14 protein-coding genes are annotated in these 16,661 nt (G+C 61.8%); 6 read left to right on the top strand and 8 right to left on the bottom strand.

The features are described from left to right. Positions 1-270: 270 nt before the first annotated feature. A complete protein-coding gene (locus M2360_RS19910; protein ID WP_280777057.1) occupies positions 271-693 on the bottom strand; it encodes a response regulator in 423 nt (140 codons plus the stop codon). 59 nt (positions 694-752) lie between these two features. Further along, positions 753-1,805 carry a histidine kinase dimerization/phosphoacceptor domain -containing protein gene (locus M2360_RS19905; RefSeq protein ID WP_280777055.1) on the bottom strand — a complete coding sequence of 351 codons (1,053 nt, stop codon included), beginning with the start codon at positions 1,803-1,805 and terminating at the stop codon, positions 753-755. A gap of 627 nt (positions 1,806-2,432) precedes the next feature. On the opposite strand from M2360_RS19905, the gene M2360_RS19900 reads away from it, so the two are divergent. Further along, complete coding sequence (locus tag M2360_RS19900; RefSeq protein ID WP_280777054.1) at positions 2,433-2,837, top strand: OsmC family protein; 405 nt, start codon at positions 2,433-2,435, stop codon at positions 2,835-2,837. Further along, complete coding sequence (locus M2360_RS19895) at positions 2,834-3,529, top strand: VIT family protein (protein WP_280777052.1); 696 nt, start codon at positions 2,834-2,836, stop codon at positions 3,527-3,529. Before M2360_RS19900 ends, M2360_RS19895 begins: the two co-directional genes overlap by 4 nt. Before the next feature lie 104 nt (positions 3,530-3,633). On the opposite strand, the gene M2360_RS19890 is transcribed toward M2360_RS19895, so the two are convergent. The 3 genes from M2360_RS19890 to M2360_RS19880 form a co-directional block, all read right to left on the bottom strand. After that, positions 3,634-4,356, bottom strand: a complete 723-nt coding sequence (locus M2360_RS19890; RefSeq protein WP_280777051.1) for a sulfotransferase family 2 domain-containing protein — start codon at positions 4,354-4,356, stop codon at positions 3,634-3,636. Positions 4,357-4,459: 103 nt separating this feature from the next. Further along, positions 4,460-6,577 (bottom strand): S8 family serine peptidase, encoded by a 2,118-nt coding sequence (locus M2360_RS19885; protein ID WP_280777049.1) that lies wholly within the window; start codon positions 6,575-6,577, stop codon positions 4,460-4,462. A 179-nt stretch (positions 6,578-6,756) separates the two neighbouring features. Continuing rightward, on the bottom strand, positions 6,757-8,100 hold the full coding sequence (locus tag M2360_RS19880; protein ID WP_280777048.1) for a pilus assembly protein: 1,344 nt from the start codon (positions 8,098-8,100) through the stop codon (positions 6,757-6,759). A gap of 145 nt (positions 8,101-8,245) precedes the next feature. Here M2360_RS19880 and M2360_RS19875 point away from each other — a divergent pair, with 145 nt between their 5' ends. Then, positions 8,246-9,697: a DUF6880 family protein gene (locus tag M2360_RS19875; protein WP_280777047.1), complete on the top strand. Its 1,452-nt coding sequence runs from the start codon at positions 8,246-8,248 to the stop codon at positions 9,695-9,697. Between the two features lie 63 nt (positions 9,698-9,760). Here the strand turns inward: M2360_RS19875 and cysN are convergent, their stop codons facing one another. From cysN to M2360_RS19860, 3 genes are all read right to left on the bottom strand, one after another. After that, the gene (cysN, locus tag M2360_RS19870; protein ID WP_280777046.1) at positions 9,761-11,236 is read right to left on the bottom strand and encodes a sulfate adenylyltransferase subunit CysN; all 1,476 of its coding nucleotides are present in this window, start codon (positions 11,234-11,236) and stop codon (positions 9,761-9,763) included. Between the two features lies 1 nt (position 11,237). Further along, positions 11,238-12,188, bottom strand: coding sequence for a sulfate adenylyltransferase subunit CysD (gene cysD / locus M2360_RS19865; RefSeq protein ID WP_280777045.1), 951 nt, complete (start codon positions 12,186-12,188; stop codon positions 11,238-11,240). 193 nt (positions 12,189-12,381) lie between these two features. After that, positions 12,382-13,131 carry a phosphoadenylyl-sulfate reductase gene (locus tag M2360_RS19860; RefSeq protein ID WP_280777044.1) on the bottom strand — a complete coding sequence of 250 codons (750 nt, stop codon included), beginning with the start codon at positions 13,129-13,131 and terminating at the stop codon, positions 12,382-12,384. A gap of 461 nt (positions 13,132-13,592) precedes the next feature. On the opposite strand from M2360_RS19860, the gene M2360_RS19855 reads away from it, so the two are divergent. The 3 genes from M2360_RS19855 to cysW all read left to right on the top strand — a co-directional run bounded on the left by M2360_RS19855 (position 13,593) and on the right by cysW (position 16,651). Then, on the top strand, positions 13,593-14,582 hold the full coding sequence (locus M2360_RS19855; RefSeq protein WP_280777062.1) for a sulfate ABC transporter substrate-binding protein: 990 nt from the start codon (positions 13,593-13,595) through the stop codon (positions 14,580-14,582). Positions 14,583-14,925: 343 nt separating this feature from the next. Beyond that, positions 14,926-15,780, top strand: coding sequence for a sulfate ABC transporter permease subunit CysT (gene cysT / locus M2360_RS19850; RefSeq protein WP_280777042.1), 855 nt, complete (start codon positions 14,926-14,928; stop codon positions 15,778-15,780). Then, the gene (cysW, locus tag M2360_RS19845) at positions 15,773-16,651 is read left to right on the top strand and encodes a sulfate ABC transporter permease subunit CysW (RefSeq protein ID WP_280777041.1); all 879 of its coding nucleotides are present in this window, start codon (positions 15,773-15,775) and stop codon (positions 16,649-16,651) included. The genes cysT and cysW overlap by 8 nt, the downstream gene beginning before the upstream one ends. Positions 16,652-16,661: the final 10 nt, after the last annotated feature.

Below are 16,661 nucleotides of genomic sequence, written 5' to 3'. Positions count from 1 at the left end.
TCGCCTCATCCCATCCCCGAAAACACCACCTGAACGAGCAGACCAAAAAACGCGAAAACCCGCCGGGAAAAACGGCGGGTTTGTCAGCGGTCTGAAGGCCGGGGCGACCCGGCCTTTTTTCGTTGTTGGGGGGGATGTCGGCCTAACGGCCTGCGCATGTGAACGTGGCCAGAAGTGGTGTCGCCTCGTCGAGAATGCCTGGGACGAAAGCAGCCGGACCACTCTCTTCCGGCCATGTTCGATATTGGCCGAACGCCGCAGGTCTTTCTTTCAGACGTCGCTGACGTCCGTTGACCGAGGCATCGTTAGACTCGCTTGCGAGTCATCGCTCGACAGCAACAGCGCCATCGCATCGATTATGGTGTGATCATCATAGGGTTTCATGAAAAACCTGCTCCCGAACGGAAGGCTGCTCTCTTCAAGAATGGCTGCGCCGGACGCGACTATGAGTTTGATCGGCGGCCAACGATTGCGGATGTAGTGGGAGAGTTTGACACCGTCCATTGTCCCGGGCATCTGAACATCGGTGAACACCAGGTCGATATCGTTCCGCGACTCCAGGATGCGGATTGCTTCGTCGGTATCGCCAGCTTCCAGCGCTTCGTAGCCTGCCGACAGCACAAGATCGACGGCGCCCATTCTGATCATCGGGCTGTCCTCTACGACCAGGACCACCGGTTTGCCGTTCTTCATGTTTCACTCGGTGTTTAAGGGTGAGGCTCAGATGTAAGTCTATTGGCCTGATTTTGTTCCTACACCGCTTTGGACAAATCGGCATCGAGATCAGCCGTTTCGCGATGACTGATGGTGACCATCGTTCCCGGACCAGCGTCAGTCACCTGAATCCGCCCATCGAGATTCTTGACCAGCGCCTCGACGATACCTGTCCCCAATCCCGCCTTCGGAACGCTGTGGCCGACGGGCATGCCGATCCCGTCGTCGGCAATGGACAGCGCCCAGTCCCGGCCGGACGACCTGTAATCAATCATGATCTTGCCGGAACGCTCGTCCGGGAAGGCGTGCTTGAGGGCGTTGATGACGAGTTCGGTCAGGATGAGGCCCAGGCTCACGGATACATCCGCCGCGACGATGCTGTTGTCGACCCTGACATGAATCGCCAGCCGGCTCGGCTCGGCAATCATTGACGCGCCGAGACTCTGGCAAAGCTGGTTGAAATAAGTTCGAAGTTCAACGCTGCCGCCCGGCGATGTGGAGAGCTGACGCTGAAGGGTGGCGATGGAAATGATCCTCTGCCGCGCGTCCTGAAGATGGCCGCGCGCCTCCTCCGACTGAACCCGCCGCGCGCTCTGCATCAGGACGCTGGCTATGATCTGCAGACTGTTGGCGACCCTGTGCTGGACCTCCTGCAGCAGGATGGCCTTGTCGCGGATCAGATCATCTTTCAGTCGCGCCTCGGCGCGAAGCGTCGTGACGTCGGTTATGGCGAGAAGCAATCGGATGTGATCGACGTCGCCGTCATCGAGCTTTCGCGCGTGCACCACCAGTTGCCGAGGCGTCTGGTTCGGTCGGATCAGGTCAAGTTCATAGGCGTCTATATTGGCGCTGCCCGATGCCGTCGCCTTCAACAGCGACGCAAGCTTCGGCATCGCCCATTCCCCCTGTCCAAGTTCGCCGAGTTGTCGACGCGGGACGGAGGCGGGGTCAATGTCGAACGCGCGGCAAAAGGATGCGCTCGCCGCAATGATTCTCAAGTCGTCAGACAGGAAGAGGAGAGGCTCGTTGGAGGAGACCACGACCGCAAGCGTGCTCGCCGCTTCGAAATGAACAATTGGCGGATTAGACACAACAGGCCCTCAAGGGCCGAAGACTCACGGAGCAAGTCATAACTCGGCAGCGAGCCGAAAAACCCGGGCGGGCTAGCTCGACGAGACGAACGTAACACGTTCAGACAACAATCGTTGCATGATTCATCATCAAAAAGAATTGCGATTGGAGAGCAGGAAAACCACCGGTTTCCGACTTTCCGACATGCCCCGTTGTCGATGGCGGTTTGAGAAGCCTTCGACATAGGAGGAAGTGACGGAAGTCCAAGCTATCAGCGGGCCAAACATCAGACCCACAACGAACTGCGCGGATGACAGAGAACGCGACGTGTCCCCCTGTCCGATCAAACTCATAGCAATTGGCCGGGGTCGAAATCCGGTTGGCCCCATAGCGGATACAGACGTCGATATCGTGTAACGTCTCATGAAATTTCCTTTCGGACTCCGCGATTGCAACAGCAGCACAGCAAGAACGTTCCGCATCGCCGTTGCACAGCAGCAATTTCGTCGGATCCACAGAGCGCGCAAGCGGCGTCTCGATCGAGCAACATCCTGGCCTGTCTTGATTGAGGTCAAGCAGGTCCCTGCGGCGCGTGGTAGGGTATTGGCCACAGGCCATCTGTCACTCTCATCAAACGGAAAACCAATATGCTGGAATACCGGATTGCGGCCCGCAGGATCGATGGAGAGGCCAGTGTGGCCAATGCCAAGATGGCGGAAGTCAGGTTGGACACGGGGCTCGCGGGGTCTCCCGACGCCTTTAATCCCGCCGAGTTGCTGCTGGCGGCGATCGCCGCCTGCATGATCAAGGGCATCGAGCGCGTGGCTCCCATGCTGGACTTCAGTTTTTCAGGCGTAGAGGTCAGTCTTCATGCGATCCGGCAGGACGCGCCTCCCAAGATTGTTTCTGTCGACTATGAACTCGTCATCGACACCGTCGAAAGCGACCAGCGGCTGGAACTGCTGCACAAGAATGTCCGGAAATATGGCACGATCTCGAACACTGTCGCAGCGGCAGCGCGCCTCGATGGCGTGATCAGGCGAAAGTCATGAGCCGTCCGCACACGGAAAATCATCTCGTATCGCGCATCGGCTGGCTCCGGGCAGCCGTTCTCGGCGCGAATGACGGCATCGTGTCGACGGCTAGCCTGATCATGGGCGTGGCCACGGCGTCGGCGAACACCCAGCAAATCCTGGTCGCAGGCGTCGCCGGTCTTGTGGCCGGCGCCATGTCCATGGCCGCCGGCGAATATGTGTCGGTGAGCTCCCAGGCCGACACCGAGCAGGCGGATCTGGCGCGTGAGCGGATGGAGCTTGAGACGCTTCCAGAGGCCGAGCTTGAAGAACTGACGCAGATTTACATCAAGCGCGGCCTCACCCGCGATCTGGCGGGACAGGTTGCAGGGCAATTGACCGCCAACGACGCCCTTGACGCGCATTCCCGCGACGAACTCGGCATCGTCGACCATATGGCTGCCCGCCCGATCGAAGCGGCATTGACTTCGGCCGCCACTTTCGCAATCGGAGCCGCCATGCCTCTGCTTATGGTCGTGCTTTCACCCGCCGAGATATTGATCTACGCAGTCTCGATCGCATCCTTGTTGTTTCTCGCCCTGCTTGGCGCAATCGGCGCGAAGGCCGGGGGCGCGCATGTGCTGAAGGCCACCGCGCGCGTCACATTCTGGGGCGCATTCGCGATGGCGCTGACGGCGGGCATTGGCGCGCTGGTGGGGGTCGCGGTCTGAATCAACGGGTTCTGTCCGTCCCGATCAACTTGGCTCTGCTGACAGACGCTCTGTGCGAACGTGTCTCTGGACACATTCGTTTTTGGCGCAAAGCGCCCCTCCCCTTACAGACTGTAGCCAAACTTCTCGATTTCCCAGCCGTTGATCTCGCGGATCAGGGCGTCGGCCTTGGGGTGGGCGGCAAAGATGTCCTGGGTGGTCAGCGCGCGGTTGCGGGTGGAGCCCTTGGCGTGGATTTCGGTCATCGTGTCCCAGAGGCCTGAAAGGCCGGGTTTTTCGGCCTCGAGGCGGCGCATGTCGTCTTCGAAATGCTCATAGCGGATATAGACATCCACCACGTCGCGGTCGCCGATCATATAGTTGCGATAGTTGGAGGCGATATAGGCTTTCTTCTCGATCAGGAAATCGGTGAAGCCTGAAATGTCGGGATTGTCGGTCTTCTTGTTGCTCTTCCAGAAGAACATCGACACGGCGCGGTCCCAAGGGTTTCTGACCACCGAGAGCTTGGTGTAGTCGTTCCAGATCTTGGCGCCCAGCCGGCGGCGGGCGAGGCTGGCGGGAATGTGGTTGTAATATTTGAGCGGCAGCCAGTATTTGCCGAGCCGCGGCTCCTCGCTCATGTCCTTCACGAACAGACGCGCCCAGCCGAAATTGAAATTGCAGGGGCCCTGAAAGCCGTGGCGGGTGCGGATCGCCTCGTCGGCGCGCGACACCGGGGTAATGATGTCGTCGCCGTCGCAATATTTTGACAGGGCGATTTCCAGCGAGGTGCCGGCGACCTTGCGGGCTTTCAGGAAAATCAGTTTGTGCTTATGCGATACGATCATGATCCGGGCCCGTCTCACCAGCGCGGGCCGCGCCCGCATGGACCGGTTGTGTAAGCAGGCGGCGGGGCAAAGGCAAGGCCCCGGCGGCCGGGGGCTGCCCGGTTCAGAGCGCGAAATCGCTCGCGGTCAGCTTCAGCAGGCCGCTGAGCGCGATCTGGAAATCGGCCTTGCCGTCGCCATTGATGTCGCCCTCGACCAGCGTCAGGTCATTGGCCTTGCCGGACTTGTCGATCCTGACCGCATGAAGTTCGCCGGCGCGATCATGAAAATCCTGGCCATTGATGAAACGAAAGGCGTCGTTGCCGGAGCCTTGCCTCGCATCAATCGCCTTGAGATCGATCAGATCGGCGCCGGTGAAATCGGAAATCACGTCGCGATTCTTGCCTACCGTCGAGTCGGTTTTGGCCAGGAAGATGAAGCGGTCGGAGCCCGCCCCGCCATCCAGCGCATCGCGGCCCGCCCCGCCGGTCAGCAGGTCTGCGCCGCGCGCGCCGTCGAGCGCATTGGCGGCTTTCGACCCCGTCAGCCGGTCGGCGCCGTCGCCGCCCAAAATGTTCTCGACGCCCTTGAGGGTGACCGCCACCCCGTCGATGCGGCCTTTGCCCGTGGCGAGGTCGAGGGTCAAGGCAGAGGAGACGGCGGCGGCGTTGAGAGTATCGACACCGCCATCCTTGTCGGTCAGCGCCTTGGCATGGCTGGCGATAAAATCCGAGAATTCGTTGGTGTAGTAGTAGACGTCATTCTTGCCTGCCTCAGCGCCGAACAGGCTCACGACCGCATCGGACACCGATATCGCGTCGCCGAAGCCGTCATCGACAAGCGTCACGCTCCAGTCGCCCCGGCTCGACAACCCGCGAAAACCCTGGGCGTGGAAAGTGAAGCTGCCGTTGATCGCATCGCCATAGCCCGCATCGGCAATCAGTTCCTGCCTCTGGCCGTCCGGCCCGGTGAGATAGCAGCGGAAATCCTGGTCGAAGGACGCGGTGAGGCTCACCGTCACCGTCACTCGCTCGACCAGAAGGTTGGCGGCGACATCGGCGGTCAAAGTGGTTCCAACCAGATCGCCGTCCGGCAGGTCAATCGAGGAATCGAGCAGATCGAACGAGGTGGAGACCTGGTTGGCGCTGGTGGATTGAGCGGTCCAGCTCTCGGCCAGTCTGACAGCCGCCAGCGCGTCGACCAGACCGTAGCCGTAATCGAGGCTATAATGCATGCCGCCGCCGTTCCAGTTCGTCGCGCCATTCCAGCTCCAGCCGGTGCGCTCGAAACCTGTGATGCTGCCGCCCACATCGGAGCCGACATGGCGGGCGCTGATCGCAAGAATGGTCTGGATGTCGCGCCAGCCGAGATCGGCATTTGCGTCTTGCATCAGCGCCACCACGCCCGACACCATAGGGGCGGCGGCGGACGTGCCGTTGAAGGTCATGGTGTAGTCGCCATCAGCGCCGGCGTCGGTGTCGTCGCCGTCGGCGCCGCTGCGATCGGTGGTCACCACTTCGCCGTCAAAACCCGAACCGAAGGCGGCGACGAGAATGGGCGCGCCGTAACTCGAATATTCCGACACCGTTCCGTCGCGATTGACGGCGGCGACAATGATCTGGCGGCTGTCGTTGTCGGACTGGTTGTGATTGACGTCGATCTTGTCCAATCGTTCATTGCCCGCAGACTTCACGAGCGCAATCCCGAGACCGTCCCGGCCATTGGCCACCGCATCTTCGAGGGCTGCATGCATGAGCGCCACATTGGACGCGCCATCGAATGAGTCGTAATCGCCGGCGCCGCCGAAGCTCATATTGATGACGCCGACGCCCTGCTCCACCGCGTCGCCCAGCGCCGAAACGAATTGCTCGCGCCACTTGTCCGCAGTGACATCATAACTGATCCGGGCGCCGATCATGGTCGCGCCATAGGCGACGCCGACGACGCCGACGCCGTTTTTGGCGGCGCCGATGATGCCCATCACCGCCGTTCCATGGTTGTCCGTGGACGAGGCTGGCGCAGCGTCGTCGTCCAAATCAGCATAGTCGCGGTCCGCCGCCGTATCGAAATTGGCGGTGAGATCATCGTGGTCATGGTCGAACCCGTCATCGATCACCATGACCTTGACGCCCGCGCCGGTATAGGCGTTCCAGACCGAGAGCACATTGAGGTCGAATTGCCCGGGCGTGGAATTGTGCAAATGCCATTGCGTTGAAAACAGCGTGTCTGTCGGCGCCGCCATGTCATCCCCCGATATGTCACATGTTCCTAATGTGAGATGATCACAGCGCGCAGGGCGCTGCAAGACGGGAGATGACGTCGGACAGTCCCAATTCTGGGCGCATAATTCGACAAACGGCCGGCGACGCGCCGAAAATCAGCCGCTCAGACGGATATGGCGGGCGCAGCCGGGCATTGGCGTCATTGGCTCAATCTGACATCGGAGACATAAGTGGTGAACAGGCTGGAAAAGCCGCTTTCGATCTCGGAGGCGGAATCAGCGGCGACGAAATAATCCGAATCCGAGGCGCAGGCTGTAAGCGCCGTTTCGATATAGTCACGCCGCACCGAACTCGCCTTGGCGGAGGCGAGCGTGCCGCTCCAGACGGAGACATAGACGCTCGACGACATGGTCTTGGCCAGCGTGGCGTTATACTCTGAATTGCTCTCGGAGAGATATTCCGTATAGAGCACGCTCATGGTCACATCGTTGTTCTTGATCGCGTCGCACCAGGACGGGTTCATCGGGGTGATATAGGTGTAATATTTGCTGGCGGTGATGAAGCCCTTGCTGGATTGGGCGCCGTCGGTGATCAGCATGACGATCTTCTTGGGCGAGGCCGATGTCGTGCCATCTCCGCCCTCGCCTACAGTGGTGGCGAGATCCTCAAGCGCCCGAAAATCGGTGGAATCATAGGATGTCGAGGACGACAATTCGCTCGATGAGGTCAACAGCGTGCGAATGGCGTCGCGATCGAGCGTCGGCGCCTTGACGACATGCACGCCATTGGCGGTCTTGTAACTCGTGGTGAGCAGGCTCGATCCGGTGGTGGCGCTACCGAGCGTATAGACGCCGACCTTGATATAGGTTTCGGTGGCGTCGCCGTCGTCGATCAGGTCGAGCAGCGTCTCGACGGCGTCAAGCTGCACATCGGTGCGCAGCGTGACATTGTTGGCCACCGCAATGGAATAGTTGTTGCCGGTGTGACAGGCGAAAACGCAGCTCGCTTTCTTCAGCATCGTCGTCTGGCCCGCCGTGGTGGAAGGAAGAAGCATCGAAGCGGATTTGTCGAGCACGATATAGACATTGATATAGGAACTGTCGCCGCCGACCGTGGATTGACTCGACACAGACACATTGACGCTGTCGACGCCGAGGATGCGCATGAAGGTGGTGGGGACGGCGACCGTCACCGTGGCAGTGATGGTGGAGGCGTCATAATCGATGTCGATGAGATCGGCCGAGGCGGTATAGGCCTCGTTGTTTTTCAGCTCCTCGTCGGTCATGTCGACGCTCGATTGGGTGCTGGTGTTGACCGCGATCCATTTGAGGATCGCCGCCTTGAGTTCGTCTTCGCTCAAATCCTCCATCTTGCTGGCGGCGAACAGGACGGCGGCGTCGATATCCGTCTGCATCTCGCTGCGGATATTGTAGGCGCGAGCATAATCGATGCTTGCTCCGACCGCGCCGACAAGCGCCACGAAGACGATGGCGAAAAGAAGCGCGAAATTCCCGTCTCTGGAATTGATAAACTGACGAAGCATATACAGTATCCTAGGTTGCTTAATTCTAATGTACACGCAAGAAATTGAAGTACTTTAACGAGCTCTGAAATAATCAAAATTCGGCGAACACTCTTGCGAAGGTCCGCCTGGTTCGGGCAAAACCGAGAAAAACTGGGAGACAGTTATGGCGCGGGCAGCCACACTCACCATCGAGAGTCTCAAGGAACTGGGTCTGGACAAACTCGCGGCGCTGGTGCTGGACGAATGCGGGCGCGACGCCGCGTTCAAGAAGCTCGTCAAGGCCGCGCTGGCCGGCGCCAAGGGACCGGAGGCGGTGGCCAAGCTGATCGACAAGCGACTGGACGGGCTGGAACGCGCCAAGAGCTATGTGGACTGGAACAAGGAGCGGGCGTTCCGCGAAGACCTGCAGGTGATCGTCGACACAATCACCAGCGAACTCGCGCCCGCTTCCGCCACGCTGGCCATCGAGCGGCTTCTGCGCTTTGCGGGAACCCATATCAGCGTCTATGAGCGGATCGATGACAGCGGCGGCCGCATTCAGGCGGTGTATGGGCTTGCGATCGAGCAGATCGGAGTCCTCGCGCCAAAGCTCGGCCCCGAGGACGCCGCGCGTCTGCCCGAGCGGATGCAGGCGGCGTTGATCGACAGCCACCACGGTTATCTGATCGACGCGGCGCAGGCGGTTCTGCCGCATCTGCCCGAGGCGGTGCTCCGGGCGTGGGACAAGGTCCTCGTTCCCCTCGCCAAGCAAAAGGCGAAGAAGACCGGACGCGGCGGCTTCGACTACGATCCGGTCGAACATCAGACCTCGGAAATCCGCCAGCTGATCGCGCTGAAGCTCGGCGACATCGACACGCTGATCGCCATCGAGGAAGGCCTGCCCGAACACCGGCAGGAGCCGTTGGCTGTCGCCGAACTGTTGCTATCGGCGGGCCGCGCCGAGGAGGCGCTGGTCTGGGCGCGCAAGACGCCCAAGGGCGGCCTGAAAGTGATGCGATTGGCCGACGCCGCCGAGGGCGGCATGGTCATGGACTTGGATTCAGGCCTACGCGCGCAACTGGAGGCGCGCATCCTCGATGCGCTCGGCGACAAGGAGGCGGCGCAGGCTCTGCGCTGGAAACAGTTCGAGGCGACGCTCGATCCGGGCGCGCTCAGCGCCTATATCTCCGCACTCGGCGATTTCGAGGAATTCGCGGCGCTCGACCGCGCTTTCGCCCATGTCATGTCGGTCAAGCAGATTTACCGGGCGCTCTATTTCCTCGCCGGCTGGCCGCGGCTGGATCTCGCCGCCGCACTGGTGGAGCGCGAGGCCAAAAAATGGAACGGCGCCTATTGGGAGATCCTGTCCGAGGTGGCCGAGACGCTGGAAAACGACCATCCGCTGGCCGCCACCATCCTCTACAGGGCTCTTCTCGACGACATTCTGGATCGGGGGCGCTCGAGCGCCTATGGCCACGGGGCTCGGCATCTGGCGCAGTTGGGCGTCCTGGCGAAACGGCTGGACGACGCTGTCGTTTCTCGGCTGGGGCTCGAAGGGCACGCCGCCTATGTGCTCGGGCTGCAAAAGGCGCATGGCCGCAAGAGTGGTTTCTGGGGCAAAGTGGGGAAGGCGTGATCCAGTGTGAATCGAAAAAGGGCGCCGCAGGGGCGCCCTTTTCATTTGTCCGCAGAGGGCGTCTTATTCCTCGGCGCTGTCGATGGCCTTGCGGGCCTGGGCGGCGGTGAGACGGCGGATTTCGACGTCGTCGCGGCGGGCGGCGAAGATTTCACCCGTCAGCAGCTGATCGGCGAGATCGGCCGGCAGCGACACCAGCACGCGGGCGTCATCGCCATGGATGGCGGAGACTTCGCTGCGGCGGGCCGTGATCATGCCGCCCGCCACCGTGTTGTTGGTGTCGGGATCGATCAGGATGAAGGCGCCGGTCGAGCGGTTCTGCTCATAGGCGTCGAACACCGCCTGCTCGTCGAAGGCGAGATGGACGCGGCCGATGGCGTTCATGTCGAGGCTCTCGGCGGCGGCCCATTTTCCGCTCTTGAGATCGAGCTTGGAGATCGGCTCGACCTGCACGCGCTGGCGGCGCGAGCCTGATTTCAGCCAGTAGCGCTTGCCGGGCTGGATGCCGCCGGGCTGCAACGCCACCAACTGGGCGTCGAAGGCGAGACCGATCATCGGCTGGGCGTCATAGGAGGCGATGAGGTCGCCGCGGGCGATATCGACCTGACGGTCGAGCACCAGCGTGACCGCATCGCCGGCCACCGCCGCGTTGCGCACGAGATCGAAGGTGACGATCTTGGAGACATTGGCGATCATGCCCGAGGGCAGGATGACGATGGAATCGCCGGGCTTCACCGCGCCGCCAGAAACCGTGCCCTGATAGCCGCGGAAGCTTTCGCCGGGACGCGACACGCGCTGCACGCTCATGCGGAAACCGGTGGCCTGGGCCGAGCGGACGGGCGCCTTTTCCAGCGCTTCGACAATGGTCGGACCTTCATACCAGGGCATGGAGGCGCGGCCGTCATAGACGACGTTTTCGCCCTTGAGCGCCGACAGCGGAATGGCGGTGACCTGACGGACGCCGAGCGACAGCGCTAGTTCCTTGAAGTCGTGGCTGATCTTGTCGAAGACCGCCTTGTCATAGCCGATGAGGTCGATCTTGTTGACCGCCAGCACGAACTGGCGAATGCCCATCAGGGTCGCGATCGTGGCGTGGCGGCGGGTCTGCTCGAGCAGGCCGGTGCGGGCGTCGACCAAGAGCACGGCGAGATCGGCGGTGGAGGCGCCGGTCGCCATATTGCGGGTGTATTGCTCATGGCCGGGCGTGTCGGCGACGATGAAGGAGCGGCGGTCGGTGGCGAAATAGCGATAGGCGACATCGATGGTGATGCCCTGTTCGCGTTCGGCCTGCAGACCATCGAGCAGCAGGGCGAAATCCGGTAGGCCGAGATCGTTCTGCTTGCCGCTGTCGCGGTTGAGCGCGGCGGCCTGGTCTTCCTTGACGGCCTTGGTGTCCCAGAGAAGACGGCCAATCAGGGTGGACTTGCCGTCATCGACCGAGCCGCAGGTGATCAAGCGCAGCGGACGGGAATCACGGAGGCCGGCATGGCTGTCAGCGTTGAGGAGCGCCTGTTCGGCGAGATTGGAGGGAGCGGTCATCTCAGAAATATCCTTCGCGCTTCTTCTTTTCCATCGAGCCGGCCTGGTCGCGGTCGATGGCGCGGCCCTGGCGTTCGGAGACGGTGGCGATTTCGAGTTCGGCGATCACCTCGTCGAGGGTGGACGCCGTGGAGCGGATGCCGCCGGTGAGCGGCCAGCAGCCCAGCGTGCGGAAGCGCAGGCTTGCTTCCTGCACCTGTTCGCCCGGCAGCGCTTCAAAGCGCGGATCTTCGGCCCACATCAGCATGCCGTCGCGCTCGACGAATTTGCGGCTCTTGGCGAAATAGAGCGGCGGCAATTCGATGTTTTCGGCCTGGATGTAGCGCCAGATATCGACTTCGGTCCAGTTGGACAGCGGGAAAGCGCGGACGCTTTCGCCCTGGCGGATCATGCCGTTATAGATGTTCCACAGTTCCGGGCGCTGGTTGCGCGGATCCCACTTATGGTCGGGCGTGCGGAAGGAATAGATGCGTTCCTTGGCGCGGGAGGCTTCTTCGTCGCGACGGGCGCCGCCGAAGGCAGCATCGTATTTGCCGGCGTCCAGCGCCTGGCGCAGCGCTTCCGTCTTCATCACGTCGGTATGATAGGCCGAGCCATGGCTGAACGGGCTGATGCCCTCGCTCGCGCCGCGCGGATTGATGTGGACGACGAGGTCGAGATCGAACTTTTCCGCGGTGGCGTCTCGGAAGGCGATCATCTCGGGGAATTTCCAGCCGGTGTCGATATGCAGGAGCGGAAACGGCACGCGACCGGGATAGAAGGCCTTGCGGGCGAGATGCAGGAGGACGGAGCTATCCTTGCCGATCGAATAGAGCATGACCGGCTTTTCAAACTCGCCGGCGACCTCGCGGAAGATGTGGATGGCTTCGTTTTCCAGCGCCTTCAGATGCGGATCGAGCGGCTGGCGCGCCGGCGCATCCTTGGTGTGAGCGTCGAATTCGGAAATGTGCATTTGTCTACCTTTTCCCGGGATCGGGTTCCTATAGCAAGGGCGAGAACCGCCCCTCATCCCCCTTGCCACATCCTCCTTCTCCCCGCGCCTGCGGGGAGAAGGAGGATGTGGCAAGGCCGGCGCTCCATCGCCCTTCTCCCCGCGCGCGGGGAGAAGGTGGCGGCAGCCGGATGAGGGGCGGTTCGACGCCGAATTAAAGCTCGCTCGAATTGAGCGAGGGCAGCGCGGCTTCCGGCACATGCAGGCCGCATTCGCGCTTTTCGTCATTTTCCCACCACCAGCGGCCGGCGCGCTCAGATTCGCCAGGCTTGATGGCGCGGGTGCAGGGTTCGCAGCCGATGGAGGGATAGCCGCGAGAATGCAGCGGATTGATCGGCACCGCCTCGTCGGTCACAAGACAGTTGATGCGCTCGATGTCCCAGTCGGCCAGCGGATTGATCTTGAGCAGATTGCGCTCGGCGTCATATTCGACGAAGGGCGTGTCGGCGCGGTTGCCGGACTGGCCGCGGCGCAGACCGGTGATCCAGACCGAAGCCCCCGTCAGTGCGCGGGCCAGCGGCTTGACCTTGCGGACGCCGCAGCAGGCGTGGCGGGCCTCGACGCTGTCATAGAAGCCATTGAGGCCATACTGCGCCGCATAGGCGTCGACATCTTCCTTGAGCGGAAAGTAGCGATTGATGGTCATGCCGTAGCGGGCTTCGGTGTCGGCGATCAGCGCCACCGTTTCCGGGAAGAGACGGCCGGTCTCAAGCGTCGCCACATCGATGTCGAAACGGTTCTGGCCGATGACATGGGTGATCACCTGATCCTCGATGCCGAGCGAGGTCGTGAACACAACGCGACCGCCCAAGCTTGCGGCGAGCGACAGGCGCTCCGCCAGATCCAGCCCGGCCATTTTGTCGTTGAGCGACTGCGCTTCCTGCGAGAGATTCATGATGGTCATGTCTTTGGTCCTGAATTCCGATTGCGCCGATAATCGCAATTCATCGCGGAAATAGACAGAAATGCGTTTCCCTCTCTTCCCAAGCCGGGAGCAAATATCTCTTTGATTCCGCGCTTTCGGCGAAAAAGCTGATGAGGACGCATTCCCACCCCTGTTGCCGCGCCATTATCGCGGCGCATGAGTCCGAACCGGGTTCCTGGCCCGAAATTGGCCCGCAGGCCGGAATAAATTTCTCGCGATACGCGCTTTTCCCCGCATCCTGTTTCAACAATCGCCGGTTTTTGAACCCTGAAACAACAAAATTGCGGTCAAACCGCGTCTGGCTTTGCTTTCCGATCGGAACTGAATTGACTTAATACACCAATTTAATAGGGTTTATGCATTCCGTCGATTAGGAGGACGAACGCATGGTTTACTCTCTCACACGCCGCCACCTCGCATCCCGCGCCGTCGCAGTCGCCATGGGCCTCGCGCTCACTGCCGGCGGCATCGCGCCGGCCTTCGCTGAAACGCAGCTGCTCAATGTCAGCTATGACCCGACCCGCGAATTCTACAAGGAATTCGACGAGGTCTTCGCTGCTCACTGGAAGAAGGAAACCGGCGAGGATGTGTCGGTCAAGCAATCGCATGGCGGCTCCGGCAAGCAGGCCCGCGCTGTCATCGACGGTCTCGAAGCCGATGTGGTGACGCTGGCGCTGGAAGGCGACATCGACGCGATCGCTTCGAAAACCGGCAAGATCCCGGCCAACTGGAAGACCCGCCTGCCCAACGATTCCGCGCCCTACACCTCGACCATCGTCTTCCTGGTGCGCAAGGGCAATCCCAAGGGCATCAAGGACTGGGGCGATCTGGTGAAGGGCGATGTGCAGATCGTGACGCCGAACCCGAAAACGTCTGGCGGCGCGCGCTGGAACTATCTCGCCGCCTGGGCCTGGGCCAACAAGGAATTCGGTGGCGACGAGGCCAAGGTGAAGGCCTATATCGCGGATCTCTACAAGCGGGCCCCGGTGCTCGACACCGGCGCGCGCGGCGCGCTGACCTCGTTTGCCCAGCGCGGCATCGGCGATGTGCTGATCGCCTGGGAAAACGAAGCCTATCTGTCGCTCGACGAATTCAAGGATGAAGGCTTCGAGATCGTCACCCCCAGCCTCTCCATCCTCGCCCAGCCGCCGGTGGCGGTGGTCGACGGCAATGTCGACGCCAAGGGCACCCGCAAAGTGGCAGAAGCCTATCTCGCTTATCTCTACACCAAGGAAGGCCAGACGCTGGCCGCCAAACATCACTACCGCCCGTTCCAGCCGGAACTCGCGCCGGCCGATCTCGTGGCGAAATTCCCGAAGCTGGAACTCGTGAAGATCGACGATCCGCTATTCGGCGGCTGGAAGAAAGCGCAGCCGACCCATTTCGGCGATGGCGGCGTGTTCGACAAGATCTACCAGCCGGCGAACTAAAGTCGTTGGGTCGGAGGGTGGGTTCACCCCCTTCTGCCCTGCCGGGCATCTCCCCCTCAAGAGGGGAGATTGGAGGGGGTGAGGTTTTGCCCAGCCCCTCATCCGGCTGCCGCCACCTTCTCCCCGCGCGAGCGGGGCGAAGGGCGATGGAGCGACAACTTTGCCACATCCTCCTTCTCCCCGCAGGCGCGGGGAGAAGGTCCCGGCAGGGGGATGAGGGGCGTTGCACGCCATTCACCGCACGACCGAGGGGCCACGAATTCCAGCCCTCTCTCACACATAACAAAAAACAAACTTCGGAGACGGGCAAAGCCTGCTCCTGCCTCACACAACGGGGAAGTCCATGTCCAACCAACCACTGACCGAGAGGATCGGATTCAGGCGGCACAGCGTCATACCGGGCTTCGGGCTCAGTTTCGGCGTCACTGTCGCCTGGCTCGCGCTCATCATTCTCATTCCGCTCGCCGGTCTCGTGCTGCGCTCCGCCGCGATCGGCGTTGACGGTTATCTGGCGCTGCTCGCCGACGGCCGCACGCTGGCCGCGCTCAAGACCTCCTTCGGCTCGGCCTTCATCGCCGCGCTGGTCAACGTCATCTTCGGCATTCCGATCGCCTGGGCGCTGGCGCGCTACCGCTTTCCGGGCAAGCGCGTGGTCGACGCCATTGTCGACCTGCCCTTTGCGCTGCCGACGGCGGTGGCCGGCATTTCGCTCGCGGCTCTGTACGCCAAGAATGGTTGGGTGGGGCAGTTCTTCGAGCCCTTCGGCATCAAGATCGCCTTCGGGCCCGCCGGCATCGTGGTGGCGCTGATCTTCATCGGCCTGCCCTTCGTGGTGCGCACGGTGCAGCCCGTGATCGAGGAAATCGACCGGGAAGTGGAGGAAGCCGCAGCGACGCTCGGCGCGAGCCGGCTTCAAGCGATCCGGCTGGTGATCCTGCCATCACTGACCCCGGCTATTCTCACCGGCTTTGCACTCGCTTTCGCGCGGGCGGCGGGCGAATATGGCTCGGTGATCTTCATCGCCGGCAATATTCCCTTCGTCTCGGAAATCGCCCCACTGCTCATCACCATCAAGCTCGAGGAATTCGACTATGCCGGCGCGACCGCGATTGCGACCGTGATACTGGCCGTGTCCTTCCTGATGCTGTTCGCCATCAACCTGCTGCAAGCCTGGACGCGGAGATACGCCAATGTCTGACGCCCTCTCCTCCTCCAAGAGCCGCACATGGCGCTCGCCAGCCAGCGAAAGCCTGGGCGCCAAAATCGGCATCATGACCATGGCCGCCTTCTATCTCGGCCTGATCATCGTGTTGCCGCTGGTCGCCGTGCTGACCGAGGCCTTCCGCAATGGTTTCGAGACCTATGTCGAGGCTCTCAGCGACCCCGACGCCATGGCCGCCATACGGCTGACGCTGTTGGTCGCGGCCATCGCCGTGCCTCTCAACCTCGTCTTCGGCGTGGCCGCCTCCTGGGCGATCGCCAAGTTCGAATTCAAGGGCAAGGCCTTTCTCATCACGCTGATCGACCTGCCGTTCTCGGTGTCGCCGGTCATTTCCGGTCTGGTCTATGTGCTGCTGTTCGGCTCCAGCAGCGTTCTCGGCCCCTGGCTGAAGGAGAATGGCGTGGAAGTGCTGTTTGCCGTGCCCGGCATCGTGCTCGCCACCGTCTTCGTGACTTTCCCCTTCGTGGCGCGCGAACTGATCCCGCTGATGCAGGAACAGGGCACCTCGGAAGAGGAAGCCGCCATCACGCTCGGCGCCAATGGCTGGCAGACTTTCTTCCGGGTCACGCTGCCCAATATCAAATGGGGCCTGCTCTATGGCGTGCTGCTGTGCAACGCCCGCGCCATGGGCGAATTCGGAGCCGTGTCGGTCGTTTCGGGTCATATCCGCGGCGTCACCACCACCATGCCGCTGCATGTCGAGATCCTCTATAACGAGTATAATCTCGCCGGCGCCTTCGCCGTGGCTTCGCTTCTCGCCCTACTCGCCCTCTTCACCCTCGTCGTCCGCACCGTGCTCGAAATCTGGTTTTCGCACGGCATCGCCGGCGGCAATGGCTCGCATTAAGGTTCACCAC

The sequence above is a fragment of the Rhizobium sp. SG_E_25_P2 genome (assembly GCF_029892285.1).
Classification (GTDB): domain Bacteria; phylum Pseudomonadota; class Alphaproteobacteria; order Rhizobiales; family Rhizobiaceae; genus Rhizobium_E.
This window is presented reverse-complemented; position numbering and strand designations above follow the sequence as displayed.